Annotated in this window: 14 protein-coding genes and 1 pseudogene; 10 read left to right on the top strand and 5 right to left on the bottom strand. The window is 71.1% G+C overall.

Going from position 1 to position 16067, the window contains the following annotated elements; translation table 11 throughout:
* Positions 1–352: 352 nt before the first annotated feature.
* Positions 353–1243 carry an endonuclease domain-containing protein gene (locus CK206_RS08890; protein WP_254050532.1) on the top strand — a complete coding sequence of 297 codons (891 nt, stop codon included), beginning with the start codon at positions 353–355 and terminating at the stop codon, positions 1241–1243.
* Positions 1244–1422: 179 nt separating this feature from the next.
* On the opposite strand, the gene CK206_RS08895 is transcribed toward CK206_RS08890, so the two are convergent.
* Entirely contained in the window at positions 1423–2685 is a 1263-nt protein-coding gene (locus CK206_RS08895) for an aspartate kinase (RefSeq protein WP_096906193.1), read from the bottom strand.
* Between the two features lie 71 nt (positions 2686–2756).
* Between CK206_RS08895 and CK206_RS08900 the strand changes: the two genes are divergently transcribed.
* The 5 genes from CK206_RS08900 to CK206_RS08920 all read left to right on the top strand — a co-directional run bounded on the left by CK206_RS08900 (position 2757) and on the right by CK206_RS08920 (position 8561).
* Positions 2757–3650 carry a DMT family transporter gene (locus CK206_RS08900; RefSeq protein ID WP_096906194.1) on the top strand — a complete coding sequence of 298 codons (894 nt, stop codon included), beginning with the start codon at positions 2757–2759 and terminating at the stop codon, positions 3648–3650.
* A 103-nt stretch (positions 3651–3753) separates the two neighbouring features.
* Positions 3754–4566: a trypsin-like serine protease gene (locus tag CK206_RS08905; RefSeq protein WP_096906195.1), complete on the top strand. Its 813-nt coding sequence runs from the start codon at positions 3754–3756 to the stop codon at positions 4564–4566.
* A 52-nt stretch (positions 4567–4618) separates the two neighbouring features.
* Entirely contained in the window at positions 4619–5050 is a 432-nt protein-coding gene (locus CK206_RS08910; protein ID WP_096906196.1) for a GNAT family N-acetyltransferase, read from the top strand.
* A gap of 159 nt (positions 5051–5209) precedes the next feature.
* Positions 5210–7069 (top strand): 2-isopropylmalate synthase, encoded by a 1860-nt coding sequence (gene leuA / locus CK206_RS08915; protein ID WP_096906197.1) that lies wholly within the window; start codon positions 5210–5212, stop codon positions 7067–7069.
* A 391-nt stretch (positions 7070–7460) separates the two neighbouring features.
* Entirely contained in the window at positions 7461–8561 is a 1101-nt protein-coding gene (locus CK206_RS08920; RefSeq protein WP_067714599.1) for a peptidoglycan recognition family protein, read from the top strand.
* Between the two features lie 266 nt (positions 8562–8827).
* Here the strand turns inward: CK206_RS08920 and CK206_RS08925 are convergent, their stop codons facing one another.
* From CK206_RS08925 to CK206_RS08935, 3 genes are all read right to left on the bottom strand, one after another.
* Positions 8828–9259, bottom strand: coding sequence for a phage holin family protein (locus CK206_RS08925; protein ID WP_096906198.1), 432 nt, complete (start codon positions 9257–9259; stop codon positions 8828–8830).
* A 7-nt stretch (positions 9260–9266) separates the two neighbouring features.
* Positions 9267–10628, bottom strand: coding sequence for an aspartate aminotransferase family protein (locus CK206_RS08930; RefSeq protein ID WP_067714604.1), 1362 nt, complete (start codon positions 10626–10628; stop codon positions 9267–9269).
* A gap of 145 nt (positions 10629–10773) precedes the next feature.
* The gene (locus CK206_RS08935) at positions 10774–11715 is read right to left on the bottom strand and encodes an exonuclease domain-containing protein (RefSeq protein ID WP_096906199.1); all 942 of its coding nucleotides are present in this window, start codon (positions 11713–11715) and stop codon (positions 10774–10776) included.
* Between CK206_RS08935 and CK206_RS20595 the strand changes: the two genes are divergently transcribed.
* From CK206_RS20595 to CK206_RS08950, 4 genes are all read left to right on the top strand, one after another.
* Positions 11714–11836: a hypothetical protein gene (locus tag CK206_RS20595; RefSeq protein WP_256385628.1), complete on the top strand. Its 123-nt coding sequence runs from the start codon at positions 11714–11716 to the stop codon at positions 11834–11836. The genes CK206_RS08935 and CK206_RS20595 overlap by 2 nt on opposite strands.
* A 44-nt stretch (positions 11837–11880) precedes the next feature.
* Positions 11881–13203 carry a MurT ligase domain-containing protein gene (locus tag CK206_RS08940; protein ID WP_096906200.1) on the top strand — a complete coding sequence of 441 codons (1323 nt, stop codon included), beginning with the start codon at positions 11881–11883 and terminating at the stop codon, positions 13201–13203.
* A complete protein-coding gene (locus CK206_RS08945) occupies positions 13200–14081 on the top strand; it encodes a glutamine amidotransferase (protein ID WP_096906201.1) in 882 nt (293 codons plus the stop codon). The genes CK206_RS08940 and CK206_RS08945 overlap by 4 nt, the downstream gene beginning before the upstream one ends.
* 246 nt (positions 14082–14327) lie before the next feature.
* Positions 14328–15257: an amidohydrolase family protein gene (locus CK206_RS08950; RefSeq protein WP_096906202.1), complete on the top strand. Its 930-nt coding sequence runs from the start codon at positions 14328–14330 to the stop codon at positions 15255–15257.
* Positions 15258–15446: 189 nt separating this feature from the next.
* On the opposite strand, the pseudogene recR reads toward CK206_RS08950, so the two are convergent.
* A pseudogene (gene recR / locus CK206_RS08955) lies at positions 15447–16052 on the bottom strand (recombination mediator RecR); the annotation flags it as partial.
* Positions 16053–16067 lie beyond the last annotated feature (15 nt).

The raw sequence follows: 16067 nt of genomic DNA on the forward strand, positions 1-16067 counted from the left end.
CTACCGGGGCCGCCCAGCTCCGACAGCGGCGTGCGTCACACCCGGCCGCGCTTCGGGCACAGACACCACGCAAGGCGAGGCCGGGGCGGAGCGCGGGCGGCGGGGCACGCCCCGCCATCCGGTCGCTCGCCCCCCCGGCCTCGCCGTCCGGAGGAATTCGCCTGTATCGGCCGAGTGGCGTTGCGCAAATTCCTCTTCTCGGCGAGGACCGCGGTGCTCGCCGAGGGGGTCGACGTCCTGGGCCAGAGGCCGTGGCATCGCTATCCACACCCCTCGGCCCCATCCACAGGTCGACGCGGATCCCTGCTCTGCGCCCCTGCCAGTCAACGTCCGCTTGGCAGAGTCACGGTCCGTGAGCGCAGAATCCCGCACCGCCCCCATCCGCACAGCCCCCATCCGCACCCGCGACCTGCGGCACCTGACCGGAAGCCGCGTCACGAACCGCGGTTACACCCGCCTGCACCACGGACTGTGGGTCCGGGACCACGTGCACGTCGACGCCTGGGCGCGGGCCGAAGCGCTCATGACGCTCTACCCGGACGCGACGTTGACCGGGTGGATCGCAGCCACGCTCTATGGGCACGACTTCCCGCCGCGCGAGTTCGCGGACGATGTGGTGGCGCCCGGCCGGCGGATCGAACGGCCCGGGCTGGCGGGCTGGCAGTACCGGATCCCGCCCGAGCACATCCACGTGCTGACGTCGGGACGTTCCCCCGACATCGGCATCGCCAGCCCCGAGTGGGTCTTGTTCGACATCGCTCGTCGCGAACCGCGCGTCGAAGCCATCTGCGCGCTCGACGCCTCCACCACCATGGGGGTCCTACCGATCAGCCGCCTACCGGCCCTGGTGGAGGACATGCACGGCGTCCGCGGTCGCCGGACTGTTCTCGAGAGGATCGAGGAGGTCGACACAGATGCCGAGTCGCCCTGGGAAACCCGGACGCGGCTGTTCCTACTCGAGAACGGTCTGACCGGATTCGTCCTGCAGCACCGGGTCCCCGAGTTCAGGTATCGCCTGGACATCGCCTGGCCGGAGTTGAAGGTGGCGGTGGAATACGACGGAGGGGACCATCGCACGAAAGAGCAGCAGGCGAAGGACGAGATCCGACGGAACCGGCTTCGGGCGGCCGGCTGGTACATCGAGGTGGTCACCGCGACCTCGCTCCTCCGCACCCCCGGCGAGATCCTGGCACACGTGCGTGCAGCCCTCCACCGCCGCGGCTACGGGAGTCTTCGCGGCTGAACCGACCAATTCGGACGACCCGCCGCGCCGGGTGATCGCCGAGCAGAGGATTTCGCACTGAGCCACTCGGGCGATACAGGCGAATTCCTCTGCTCGGCGGGGCGCCGGGTGCGCGGGGCGCCGGGGGGCGCCGGGCGCCGGGCCGGCCTGGCTTGGGGCGGGCCGGCGGAGGGGTCAGGTCAGCGGCCGGTGCCGGCGTAGACCTGCGCCTCCTCGTCGCCGCCCAGCTCGAACGCCTTGTGCAGCGCGCGGACACTGTCGGGCAACTCGTCCTCGCGGACCAGCGCCGAGATGCGGATCTCGGAGGTGGAGATGAGCTCGATGTTGATGCCGGCCTCGGACAGCGACTCGCAGAACGTCGCGGTGACGCCCGGGTGCGACTTCATGCCCGCGCCGACGAGGGAGACCTTGCCGACGTTGTCGTCGTAGAGCACCTGGTCGATACCCAGATCGTCCTTGGCCTGCGAGAGGACCTCAACGGCCTTGGCACCCACCTCGCGGGGGCAGGTGAAGGTGATGTCGGTCTTGCCCTCCGCCTTGGAGACGTTCTGCAGGACCATGTCGATGTTGATCTCGGCGTCGGCCACCACGCGGAAGATCTTGGCCGCGTACCCCGGCTGGTCGGGGATGCCGACGACCGTGATCTTGGCCTCCGAGGCGTCGTGAGCGACTCCGGTCAGGACTGCGTCTTCCACGGGGATGTCCTCCACTTTTCCGGCCACGAGCGTGCCCGGGTTGGTCGAATACGAAGAGCGGACGCGCAGCGGCACGTGGTAGCGGCGGGCGAACTCCACACTGCGCAGGTTGAGGATCTTGGACCCGACGGCCGCCATCTCCAGCATCTCCTCGTACGAGATGGTGTCGAGCTTGCGGGCGTCGGGCACGATCCGCGGGTCGGCGGTGTAGATGCCGTCCACGTCCGAGTAGATCTCGCACACGTCCGCACCCAGGGCCGAGGCCATCGCGACCGCGGTGGTGTCGGACCCGCCGCGACCCAGGGTCGTGACGTCGCGGGTCTCGCGGGACACGCCCTGGAAGCCCGCGACGAGGGCGATCTTGCCCTCGTCCAGCGCCTCACGGACGCGCCCCGGGGTGATGTCGATGATGCGGCTGTTGCCGTGCCTGGTCGTGGTGATGATCCCGGCCTGGGATCCGGTGAAGGAATAGGCCTCCATCCCGTACGAACTGATGGCCATCGCGAGCAGCGCGTTGGAGATGCGCTCCCCCGAGGTCAACAGCATGTCCATCTCGCGCTGCGGAGGCGAGGGACAGACCTGATCGGCCAGATCGAGTAGCTCGTCGGTCGTGTCGCCCATAGCCGAGGCCACGACCACGACGTCGTTACCCGCCTTCTTGGTCTCCACGATCCGTTCCGCCACCCGGCGGATTCGTTCTGCGGACTCCACGGAGGAGCCGCCGTACTTCTGCACTACGAGTGCCACGCGGTCACACCCTTCCGGTGTTGATCGGCTTACCGCAGACCTACTTTACGGGAGGTGTTTACTCATGAGGGATGAGTGAAATCTGGGCGGCAGTGATTCTCGCCCTCGCGTCCGCCCTCAGCCAGGCCTTCGGAACCGTCATGCGGCACCGTTCCCCCCAGCGTGCGAAGGGTCGACACGAGGGTCACTTCAACGTGCTCGCGAGCCGGTACTGGTGGACCGGCATGGTCATCAGCCTCGCCGGATTCGCGTTCCAGGGCCTCGCGCTCGCGTTCGGATCGCTCATCCTCGTCCAGACGATCACCGTTCTCTCACTGACGTTCGCCCTCCCCCTCGGCGCCTGGGTCACCGGTCGGCGGGTCACCAAGACCGAACTCTTCTGGGGGTACGTCCTGACGGGATGCGTGATGGTGCTCGTCATCTACGGACGGCCCACCGGAGGAGATGCCCACCCGCCCTGGTGGCAGTGGGCACTCGCGTGCGCGGGCGGACTCCTCGTCGTCGTCGCCCTCCTCGGTCTCTCCCGTAACCGCATCTCCAACGGCAACCGTGCCCTCCTGCTGGGCGTGGCCGGCGGCACCGCGTTCGCCTACGTCGCGCTGCTGACGAAGGGCGTCGCCGAGCGGTTCCACGACGGCGGACTGTTCACCGTGGCCACGACCGGCGAGGTGTACGGCCTGGGCGTGGCCGCCGTCGCCGCACTGACGCTCCAACAGATGTCGTTCTCCGCGGGCGCGGTGCACCAGGCCGTGCCCGCCTCCACGGTCACCACCCCGGTCGTCTCACTCGGCCTGGGCGTGGTGGTGCTGGGCGAGTGGTTCTCCGTCGACGGCGCCGCCCTGATGCTGCTGGGCGCCACCCTGACCGTGATGGTGCTCGCGACGGTGCGGCTCGCGCACAAGGACGTCGACTCGGCGCAGTCGATCCCCGACCACCGCGCGCCGAACCGCCGCGCCTCGGAGTGACGCGCCTCCGAGTAACGCCCCCGGTGCACGCCGCGACGTCCTCACCATGAGGACCCATGTCGAGCAGCCCGAGAACTCCCCACCATCGCCTAAGCTGAGCTTCATGCGCCTCACACGTCACAGTGGCCCCACCCGGCCCGGCCGGTTGGTCGCCGCGGTCGCCGCCATCGCCGGGACGGTGGCTGCGTCGCTCGCGGTCGCGGCACCCACGGCCGGCGCGGTAGTGAACGGCGCCCCCTCCGGCCCCGCCCCGTGGGCCGTGCAGATCACCGTCTTCGACGGCGTCCTCGGCGCGCCGTGCTCCGGCGTCGTCATCCACCCGCACTGGGTCGCCACCGCCGCCCACTGCGGGCCGACGAACCCCAACGCGTACACCCTCGGATTCGGCAACCTCGCCACCGTTCCCGGCGGCTTCACCGCGACCGCCTCCCTGGCCAGCCCGCCCATCGTCGGCGCATTCGGATCTCTCGACACCGGCAGCCTCGGCCGCCACGCCCCCGAGGCGGTCTACAAGGCCCCCGCCGGGGACTTCATGCTCCTCAAGCTCCGCCACCCCGCGCCGTCCCCGTCCGTGCAGCGCGCCGGCGTCGACCCCGCCCCCGGCGAGGTCCTGCGCTTCCACGGATTCGGCGAGACCACCCCCCGCGGCCTGCGCTCCCCCGAACTCCGCACGGGCCTCACCCGCCTCGACCGGATGGAGCCCCGAGCCGGCTCCCGCGTCGGCCGCTCCCACACCATCCAGGGCGGATACGGGTACGGCGACTCCGGCGGACCCGTCTTCCAGGGCGACCGACTGGTGGGCGTCCACTCCGGCTCCGACCACGACCGCCGGCAGCCCGACGGCACCAACCCGGCCCGGTACGAATCGATCCCCGCCCAGAACGGCTGGATCGACTGGATGATCGCCAACCGATGACCCAGGGCAGTCGGCGATGCCGAACCCCCTCGATCTTTGCCACACTGGACAGATGACCCCGCCGGAGCTCGTCATCCGCCGCGCCGCGCGCGCGGATGTTGACCTCGTGCTGTCCGCGGGTGACCTGCTCAGCACCCCGCCCACCGCGGAATGGACCACGGACTTCCTCGACCGAGGTTCCAACCTGCTCGTGCTGGCGCTGCAGGACGAGGTGCCGGTCGCGATGCTCGTCGCGGTGGAGACCGGACACCTCGGCGCCAGCCCCGACCTGTTCGTCTACGGCATCCGGGTCCGTGAGGACCTGCGCGGCCGGGGCATCGCCCACAAACTCGTCGAGAAGGCGGTGGAGGTGGCCGAGGAGGCCGGCTGCAGCAAGGTGTGGGGGTCCATGCAGGTGCCCGACGACCTCACCCAGGACCCGCCGTCGGTACCGCCCGAAGGGACCACAGCCGAGTCCTCGACGTTCGTCATTCCGATCCCGTGACGGCCCGCGGGGATGTGTATGATGACCCGCATGCAGCGCGTGCTCCTTCTTGGGTGCCGCGGCGGGGCCCGCTGAGACGGACCGGCTCCCCGTCGCGGGATCTCGTCGCGCCGGTCCGATCCCTGCCGATCGCCCCCCCTAGGAAGTTGAGCCACTGCAATGAATCCCGCTGATGCCTTCGTCTCGTCGTCGTCGACCCTGACTCCCCCCTCCAAGCCCGGCCGCCCCGACCAGCCGTCGTGGAACAAACAGCGCGGCTCCTCCATGCCGGCGCACCGGTACCGGCCGTTCGCCGAGGAGGTCGAGGACGTCTCCCTGCCCGACCGCACCTGGCCGGACAAGATCATCACCCACGCCCCCCAGTGGTGCGCCGTGGACCTGCGCGACGGCAACCAGGCCCTGATCGACCCCATGAGCCCCGCGCGCAAGCGCCGCATGTTCGACCTGCTCGTCCGCATGGGCTACAAGGAGATCGAGGTCGGCTTCCCGTCCGCCTCGCAGACGGACTACGACTTCGTCCGCGAGATCATCGAGGACGCCGCGATCCCCTCCGACGTCACCATCCAGGTGCTGGTCCAGTGCCGCGAGGACCTCATCCGCCGCACGTTCGAGGCGTGCGAGGGCGCGTCCGACGTGATCGTGCACTTCTACAACTCGACGTCGATCCTGCAGCGCAAGGTGGTCTTCCGCAAGGACCGCGAGGCCATCAAGAAGATCGCCACCGACGCCGCCGAATTGGTCACCACGATCGCCAAGGACTACCCCGACACCAACTGGCGCTGGGAGTACTCGCCCGAGTCCTTCACCGGCACCGAGCTGGCGTTCTCCAAGGAGGTCTGCGACGCGGTCACCGAGGTCGTGGGCGCCACGCCGGAGAACCCGATCATCATCAACCTGCCGGCGACGGTCGAGATGGCCACGCCCAACGTCTACGCCGACCAGATCGAGTGGATGCACCGCAACCTGGCACACCGCGACTCGACCATCCTGTCCCTGCACCCGCACAACGACCGCGGCACCGGCGTGGCCGCCGCCGAGCTGGCCTTCCAGGCCGGCGCCGACCGCATCGAGGGCTGCCTGTTCGGCAACGGCGAGCGCACGGGCAACGTGTGCCTGGTGACCCTGGGCATGAACATGCTCACCCGCGGCGTCGACCCGCAGATCAACTTCTCCGACATGGACGAGATCCGCCGCACGGTCGAGTACGCCAACCAGCTGCCCGTCCCCGAGCGTCACCCCTACGGCGGCGACCTGGTCTTCACCGCGTTCTCCGGCTCGCACCAGGACGCCATCAACAAGGGCTTCGACGCCCTGCAGGCCGAGGCCGATGCCCGCGGCGAGGACATCACCGACATCACGTGGGAGGTCCCCTACCTGCCCGTCGACCCGAAGGACGAGGGCCGCACCTACGAGGCCGTCATCCGCGTGAACTCGCAGTCCGGAAAGGGCGGCGTCGCCTACATCATGAAGAGCGACTACGGCCTGCAGCTGCCGCGGCGCCTGCAGATGGAGTTCTCCGCCCTGGTCCAGTCGGTCACCGACTCCGAGGGCGGCGAGGTCACCCCCAAGGCGATGTGGGACATCTTCTCGACGGAGTACCTGGACCGCGTCTCGCCCATGGAGCGCATGTCGCAGCACCTCGTCCCCGCCGAGACCGATGACGGCGAGGACGCCATCGAGGCCGTCATCAAGTGGAAGGGCGAGACCCGTGAGCTGGCCGGGTCCGGAAACGGACCCCTCGCCGCGTTCGTCGCCGCCCTGAACGAGATGTTCGACGACGAGGTACGCATCCTCGACTACTCGGAGCACGCGATGACGTCCGGGGATGACGCCACCGCGGCCGCGTACGTCGAGGTGCAGTTCGGTAACCGGGTCTTCTGGGGTGTCGGACGGGCCGGTTCCATCACCACCGCCTCTCTGCGCGCCGTGGTCTCCGCCGTCAACCGCGCCTACGCCGACGAGGCCGAGGGCGCCGAGTCCGTCGGTTCGGTCGAGGGCGCCCGCACCTGGGCCCCCTGACCGGCTGACGTCGGCGGGGCCGGCGCGCCGGGTGGGCCGGGTGGGCCCGCCCCCGGGCGGGTTGGGTGGGCCCGCCGCGCGGGTGGTGCCCGCCGCGCGGGTGGGGTGGGCCCGCCCTCCCGACATCGACAAGACCGTTCCGCGCACATCGCCCGAGAGGCTGCGTGCGGAACGGTCTTCTCGTCGCGCGTCGGGGCGCGCGCGAATCGTGGGGCAGCACAAGGCGTTTGGCCTCATCGCCCGGGCGGACGCCGCCACATCAGTCACATCGCCCTCAGATATCCCTCCGGTAACGAGGGTCTCGATTCGGTCACGCCAAGCGCGTAATGTAGCGGCGGGCCGCGCCGATAGGTATGGGTCGGCCCTTCGCAAACCTCAGTCTGGAGCCCGTATGTCCGTGACACGCCGTGGATTTCTCACAGCCGCATCCGTCGGCGTGGGCGTCGCCGTCGCCTCCACCGTCCGAGGTCCCGTCGCCGGGGCCAATCCCTTCACCACCGGCTCGCTCGGCGTGGCCCAGGACCTCATGCAGTCGGTCTCGACCGGCAGCGGGATGATCCAGCCCAACGGCACTCTCGGCTACGTCGGCGTGACGTTCCCCAGTGCCGAGGAGATCGTCGGCCGGATCCGGTTCGCATTCCCCGACGGCTCGGTCGGCGACTGGCTCCCGCTCGAGGGGATGGACTCCGCCCCGGACGCCGGCAGCACGCCCGCCTCCGAACTCGTCGGCGCGCCCGATGGTGCCGTGGGGTACGAGGTCGACGCGCCCGCGGGCGCCGAGGCGACCGTGTTCGACGACGGCCGCGGCACCCCCCGCAACTACAGCCTCGGCAGCGTCGGCCTGGCGGGCCTACCGGTCATCCCGCGCGCGGCGTGGGGTGCGGGCGATGTCGCGGGCTTCCGCTGGGCGCCCTCCTACTTCCCCGCGCAGTCCATCACGATCCACCACACCGCCTCCCCGGTCGGGCCGGACCGTGCGGCCAGCGTGCGGGCGATCTACAACTACCACGCCAACACCGTGGGCTGGGGCGACGTCGGGTACCACCTGCTCATCGACCCCGAGGGCCGGATCTACCAGGGCCGCGGCGGAACGCCCGTCGGCAACCCCGTCTTCCAGTTCCCGCCGGTCGCCGGGATCGCACCGCCGGTCGTCACCGGTGGCCACGTGGGCGGATTCAACAACGGCAACATCGGTATCAGCCTGCTCGGTGACTTCACCGGTGCACCGCCGACCTCGCGCGCGGTGGGCGCGGCCATCGACTGCGTGCGGGCGCTGTGCAACGCCACCGGCATCAACCCGCGCGCTGGCATCACCTACCGCAACCCGCAGGGCGGGGCCACCCGGCCGATGATGGCCGTGTCGGGCCACCGCGACTGGGGCGGGACCGCCTGCCCGGGCAACTCGTTCTACCCGCAGATGCAGTTCATCCGCGACCAGGCAGCCCGGGGCTGGGCCCCGACCGCCGTCTCCTCGGCGGCGTTCGGCTCCTGACCTGAACCGGTCGGCGCCGCCCGCCCCTCGCGGCGCCATCACCGTCGCCGTCGCCGTCGCCGAGCAGAGGATCTCTACTGCATCGCCCGAGTAGCGGGTGCGCGAATTCCTCTGCTCGGCGGGCGGGTGCGCGAATTCCTCTGCTCGGCGGGCGGGTGCCCGCCCGGGCGCCGCTCAGCCGCCGCCGCCGCTCGGTCGCGGGCGGGTGCCGGCCCGGCGGGTGCCCGCCCGGGCGGCCGGCGCTGGGCCGGGCGGGCCGCCGCCGCTCAGTCGCGGGCGCGACCGGGGACCAGCATGCCGAGCACCCAGTTGACCAGGCCGATCACGATCGCGCCGAACAACGCCGCCCAGAACCCGCTCACCACGTACTCGGCCCCGAAGGGCTGGAACGTCGTGGTGATCCAGCCGGTGAGCATGAGCATCAGCGCGTTGACCACCAGCAGGAACAGGCCCAGGGTGAGGATCGTCAGCGGCAGCGACAGCAACTGAACGATCGGTTTGATCACCGCGTTGACCAGGGTGAACACCACCGCAACGACGAGCAGCGCCGTGATGGTGGGGACGTTCACCTCGTTCTCGATGTCGCCGGCGCCAGAGGCTGCGGCCCCGGAGATCTCGTGCAGGGTGATGCCCGGCACGATCAGCGTCGCCACCCACAGGGCGACGGCGTTGACGATCAGCCGCAATATCAGCGCCATCGAATGGTCAGCTCCTCACGTACTCGTCGGCCACGTCGAGTGCGCGGTCGAAGATGTCGAGGCCCTCGTTGGCCTCGTCCGGGGTGATGATGCACGGCGGCACCACGTGGAATCGGTTGTAGTTCATGAACAGCAGCAGGCCGTCGGACTTTGCCTTACCGAACGTGCGGGCCATGGCCTCCGATGATCCACCGTAGGGCGCGAGGGGCTCGCGTGTCTCGCGGTCGGCCACCATCTCCACGGCCCAGAACACGCCGAGGCCGCGGACCTCGCCGATCGACGGGTGCTTTTCGGCGAGCTCGCGCAGGCGCGGGCCGATGACGTCCTCGCCGATCATCTTCGCGTTCTCGACGATCTTCTCGTCGCGCATGAGGTTGATCGTCGCGACCACGGAGGCGCAGGCCAGCGGGTGCCCGGCGTAGGTCAACCCGCCGGTGTAAGGCGTGGTCTCGAAGGAGGCGGCGATGCGGTCGTGCAGGATGACGCCGCCGAGCGGGACGTAACCCGAGTTCGAGCCCTTGGCGAAGGTGATGAGATCGGGCGCCCAGTCGTCGTCGCCGGAGCGGAAGTGGTCCAGGGCGAGCCACTCGCCGGTGCGGCCGAAGCCGGACATGACCTCGTCGCAGATCATGACGATCCCGTACTTGTCGCAGATCTCGCGCACACCGCGCAGGTAGTCGGCGGGCGGCACCATGATGCCGACCGTGCCGGGCACCGACTCGATGATGAGGGCGGCGAAGTGGTCGGGGCCCTCGAGGCCGATGAGCGAGTCGAGGTGCTCGAGCGCCCGGTCGCATTCCTGCTTGTCGTTCTCGGCGTAGAACTGCGAGCGGTACAGGAACGGGGCGTGGAAGTGCACGGCGCCGGTGTTGCCCATGTCGTTGGCCCAGCGGCGGGTGTCACCGGTGAGGTTCATCGAGGTGGTGGTGGCGCCGTGGTAGCTGCGGAACGCCGACAGGGTCTTGTGGCGGCCGGTGTGGCGGCGGGCCATGCGGACGGCGTGCTCGACGGCCTCGGTGCCGGCGTTGGTGAAGAACACGCGGTTCATCCCGGCGGGCGCGACCTCGGCGACGAGGCGGGCGGCCTCGGCGCGGGCGGCGTTGGCGTGTGCCGGATTGATGGTGCACAGCTCGGCGGCCTGGTCCTGGATGGCCTTGACGACCACCGGGTGCTGGTGGCCGATGTTGGTGTTGACCAGCTGCGAGGTGAAGTCGAGCAGCCGGTTGCCGTCCCCGTCGGTGAGGTGGCAGCCCTCGGCCGCGGTGACGACCATCGGGTCGCTCGAGCCCCAGGCCGACCACGGGGTCAGGACGTGGGCGCGTTCCTTCTCGTAGACCTCACGGGCGGCGGCGTTCTGGGGTGCGGGCACTTGCGGTACTCCTGTGGTCGACGACGGTGGCCGCCGCCCATCATGTCAGTTCCGCCGCGCCGCCTCGGACCAGCGCCCCACGATGCGGAACGCGGGGGTCTGGAGGCGCGGAACGCGGGCGCCGAGCAGCACGGAACGCGGGGGTCTAGAAGAGCGCCCCCTGCGCACTGTCCACGGCCTGGGCCCCGGCGACGGACCGCCCGGGGGCGACGGCGGCGAGCATCTCCTCGAACCGCGCGTACGGCACCAGCTCGAGCCCCTTCTTGCGGGCGAACGCGGTCCGACCGCGCACGGCGCCGGGTGCGTCGCACACTGCGAGGGACGTGCGGGACGAGATGCGGTCGGCGACGTAGAGACCGGAGTCGACGACGAGGCCGGCGATCTCCTCCGGATCGCGGTCCACGTCCTGGGTGAAGACCACCTCCATGCCCTGCACCAGCCCGCCGCCGCGCTTGAGCCGCCCGGCCGGCCGCCACAGCCTGGGGGCGGCGAGGGCCTCCGCCCACACCGTGGACACGAGGTACCCGGTCTCGGGATGCGCCACCATCGCGTCGAGTTCGCGTACCTTCGGCTGCACGTCCTTGCCCCTGGCCACCTCGAGCAGTCCGGCGAACACCCCGGCCAACACGAGGGCGTCATCGTGGGCGTCGTGCGCGGCCCGCTGCTCCACCCCGAAGTGCGCGGCGAGCGTCGACAGTTTGAGGTCGGCGGTGGACAGGTGCAGCCGACCGGCGAAGTCCAGGGTGCAGAGGAACCGCTCGAGCGGCGCCGGGAGACCTGCCCGGCGGGCCTCGGCCGCGAGGAACGACGCGTCGAAGGCGGCGTTGTGGGCGACGACCGTCCTCCCGTCGAGCACCCGGTCCAACTCGGCGGCCACGTCCGGGAAGCGTGGTTTGCCCGCGAGGAGTGCCGGGGTGAGGCCGTGCACGTGGACCGGCCCCGGGTCGACGCCCGGATTGAGCAGGGTCGTGAACTCCTCGACCACCTCGCCGTCGTCGTCGATCACCACCGCGGCCACCGACAACACACGGTCGACCGCCGGCGTCATCCCCGACGTCTCGACGTCCACCACCACCCAACCTGCCATGCCCACCATCGTCCCAGACCCCTCCGACATCCCGGCCGTCACCGTCGCAGGTCACGGCGTTCACACCGTGGTGAACACCGCGAGCGGCCGCTACGCGCTGGGCGGTGCGGTGCGGTTCTGAGGCGGCCGTGCTGCCCGGACGCCGCGCTGCCTAGACTCTGCGGCATGAGTTCCCGCGCGATCACCGCACTCACCCCCCGCGGTCGGGTGGCCGTGGCCGTCTCCCGGCTGGCGACCTGGGCGTCCCGGGTGTCGGGGCGCGGGTCGGGCGGGATGATCGGCGGCCTGGTGGCGCTGAAGCTCGATCCGGGCCTCATGCGCCAGCTCGCGGCGGGCCGGCGGACCGTGCTGGTCACGGGGACCAACGGCAAGTCGACGACGACGAGGATGGTCGCCTCCGCCCTGTCGACCGTGGGCCGGGTCGCCTCGAACGCGAACGGCGACAATATGGACGCCGGGATCGTGTCCGCTCTCGGGGCCGACCGGGTGGCCGGGTTGGCCGCCATCGAGGTCGACGAGCTCCACACGCCCGCGGTCGCCGAGAACACGACGCCCGAGGCGATCGTGCTGCTCAACCTCAGCCGTGACCAGCTCGACCGGGTCGGGGAGATCAATGCCATCGAGCGCCGGCTGCGCGCCGGGGTGGCCGCGCAGTCGCAGGCGACGGTGGTGGCGAACTGCGACGACGTGATGATCACCTCCGTGGCGTACGACAACCCGTCCGTGGTCTGGGTGGCCGCCGGGTCCGCGTGGGCGGGCGACTCGGTGAGCTGCCCGCGCACCGGCGAACCCATCTCGCGGACGGTGGACTCCACCGGGGCCGTGCGGTGGCGGTCCGAGGGCACGCTGCCCGACGGCCGGACGTTCGAGCGGCCCGAACCGGACTGGCGGGTCGACGACGAGGCCATCCACGGGCCCGACGGGTTCAGCGCCCCCATGAGTCTGGCCATCCCGGGGCGGGCCAACCGGGGCAACGCCGCGCAGGCCGTCGCCGCCGCCGTGGCGATGGGTGCCGACCCCGCCGCCGCCGTCCGGGCGGTGGAGCAGGTCGACGACGTGGCCGGGCGCTACTCGACCGTCGACGTGGACGGGCGGGCCGCCCACCTGCTGCTGGCCAAGAACCCGGCCGGCTGGCAGGAGGCGCTCGGCATGATCGACACCTCCGCCGACGGTCTGGTTATCGCGGTCAACGGGCAGGTCGCCGACGGCGTGGACCTGTCGTGGTTGTGGGACGTGCGCTTCGAGAGCTTTGAGGGCGTGACCGTGTACGCCTCGGGCGAGCGCGCCGCCGACCTGTCGGTGCGGCTGAGTTACGCCGGGGTCGAGCACCAGCTGGAGCCGGACCCGCTGACCGCGATCCGCCGCTGCCCACCCGGGCGCGTGGAGGTGCTGGCCAACTACACCGCGTTCCGCGATCTGGGGCGGACGATCGCCGCTGTCGGGCCCCGCACCGGGGCCGGGGCCGACCGGAAGGAGCAGCAGCGATGAGCGAGCAGAACACTGGCGCGGAGATCCCCGGCGCGGGCGGTTCCGGGACGAATCCCGACCCGCGCAACGCCGGGGGCCGCGACGCCGGCGCCTCGGCCTCACCGCTGGACACCGTCGCCGCGGATTCGGCCCGGCCCTCCGAGTCGACCGTGCGGATCGGCCTGGTCCTGCCGGACGTCATGGGGACGTACGGCGACGACGGCAACTCGTTGGTCCTGCGCCAGCGCCTGAGGTGGCGCGGATACGACGCCGAGATCGTGCGGATCACCCTGGAGGACGAGGTCCCGGACTCGTGCGACCTCTACACCGTGGGCGGTGGCGAGGACGCGGCGCAGAAGCTCGCGTCCCGGCACCTGACCGCGTCGCCGGGGTTGCAGCGAGCGGTGGAGCGCGGCGCGCCGGTCCTGGCGATCTGTGCCGGGATGCAGGTGTTCGGCGAGTGGTTCGTGGTCTCCGACGGATCCCGTGCGCCCGGCCTCGGCCTGCTGGACGTCACCACGACGCCGCAGGCCTCCCGCTCGATCGGCGAGTTGGTGGTCGCGCCGCAGGTCGCGGGCCTGACGCAGCCGCTGACGGGCTTCGAGAACCACATGGGCGCCACCGTCCTGGGCCCGGACGCCGCCCCCCTGGGCCGCGTGACCTCCGGGGTCGGCAACGGCGTCCCGGCCGGGCAGCAGGTCCCGGCCGGCGGGCTGGTCGAGGGCGTGGTGCAGGGGTCGATCATCGCCACCTACATGCACGGGCCGGCGCTGGCCCGCAATCCCGAGCTGGCCGACCTGCTGCTGTGCCGCGCGCTGGGTGTGGACTCGCTGCCGCCGGTCGAGGTCCCCGGGGTGGCGCAGCTGCGCCGCGAACGGATCGCGGCCGCTCGCCGCTGAGCCGTCCGCCGGTCCGCTCGCCGGATCGCGATCTGCTCCCCGGGTCGCGATCCGCCCTCCGATCTGCCCCGAGCCGCCTCGATCCGCCCTCCGAATTTTGATACGCGCTGCGGCGCCCGCGGGCGGATCGCATACCGAGGGGCGGATTCGTGTCGTGACCGGGAGGTCGTCTGCGTCCGGGGGTGGCGATGGCCGTGGACGCCCGATCGCCCTGCGGGTCGGCGCCTCTGACATACCCTCGGTGACATGTGTGAACACCACGGCGCCGCCACCCTCACCGGGACCGTGTCCCCGCCCGATCCCGCCGTCGAGGCAGCGCAGGTCCGCGCGTTGTGGGAGCCGCTGGGGCTGCCGGGGGTCATCGACGTGCACACCCATTTCATGCCGACGCGGGTCATGGACAAGGTGTGGAACTACTTCGACGCCGCCGGCCCCAAGATCGGGCGTCCCTGGCCCATCACGTACCGGGAGGCCGAGGACGAGCGGGTCGAGCGGCTGCGCTCGTACGGGGTGCTGGCGTTCTCGTCCATGCTGTACCCGCACAAGCCCGAGATGGGGGCCTGGCTCAACGCGTGGGCCGCGGAGTTCGCCTCCCGGCACCCGGATTGTCTGCACACGGCGACCTTCTATCCCGAGCCGGCGGCGGCCGACTACGTCCGGGATGCCGTCGACGCCGGGGCACGGGTGTTCAAGTCGCACATCCAGGTGGGCGAGTACGACCCCCGTGACCCGCTGTTGGAACCGGTGTGGGGTGTGCTGTCCGAGGCGCAGGTGCCCACGGTCATCCACTGCGGGTCCGGGCCCGTGGCGGGCGAGTTCACCGGACCTGAGCCGGTGGCTGCGGTGCTCGAGCAGTTCCCTGAGCTGCCGCTGATCGTCGCCCACATGGGCATGGGCGAGTACTCGGAGTTCCTCGATCTGGCCGAGCGGTACCAGAACGTCTACCTCGACACCACGATGGCGTTCACGGACTTCGTCGAGGAGACCATGCCGTTTCCAGAGGACGAGCGCGGTCGCCTGGCCGATCTGGGCCACAAGGTTCTGTTGGGGACGGACTTCCCGAACATCCCGTACCCGTACGCGCACCAGCTCGAGGCCCTCGCCGGGCTCGGGATGGGCGACGACTGGCTACGGGCGGTGTGGCACGGAAACGCCGCGAGGCTGTTCGGGCTCTGACTCCGCGCCCGGGTAGCCGATCTCCGGGCTCGGTGCGGGGTCGGCCGGGGCCGGGGCCCACGCGTCCGGGGCAGGCGGGGTGTCCTGGGCGGGCGCCGAGTTCGGCGCGGGTACGGCGGGCTGCGCGGGGTCGATCTGCTCGGGGCGCAGCACGCCGCCCGACCGGGGGGCCTGGGCGGGCCCGCCCGAGAGGATGCGGCGCCCCGACAGTGCGCTGCCGAGGGTGAGCTCGTCGGCGAACTCCAGGTCGGCGCCCATCGGCAGGCCGGACGCCAGGCGGCTCACCACGAGATCGGGGAATGGCCGCAGCAGACGGGCCAGGTAGGTGCTGGTGGCCTCGCCGGTGGTGTTGGGATCGGTCGCGATGATGATCTCGGCGATCTCCTCGCCCTCGGCCTCCCCGCCGACCCGCCGCATCAGCCCGGCGATGCGAAGTTCGTTGGGTCCGATGCCGTTGATGGGGTCGAGCGCCCCGCCGAGCACGTGGTAGAGCCCGCGGAACTCCCGGGTGCGCTCGATGGCCTCGATGTCCTTGGGCTCCTCGACCACGCAGATGAGCGTGGGGTCGCGGCGCGGGTCCGAGCAGATACGGCAGCGCTCGGCCGCCGCGACGGTCCCGCAGACCTCGCAGTAGGTGACGCCCTCGACCACGGCCTGCAGCGCGGAGCGGAGGCGTTCGACGGAGTCGGGCTCGGCCTGCAGCAGGTGGAAGGCCAGGCGTTGCGCAGACTTCGGACCGATGCCCGGCAGCTTGCCGAACTCGTCGATCAGGTTCTGGACCGGTCCCTCGTACATCGCGCTTTCCTGTGC

Source organism: Dietzia sp. WMMA184, assembly GCF_002441635.1.
Classification (GTDB): Bacteria; Actinomycetota; Actinomycetes; order Mycobacteriales; family Mycobacteriaceae; genus Dietzia; species Dietzia kunjamensis.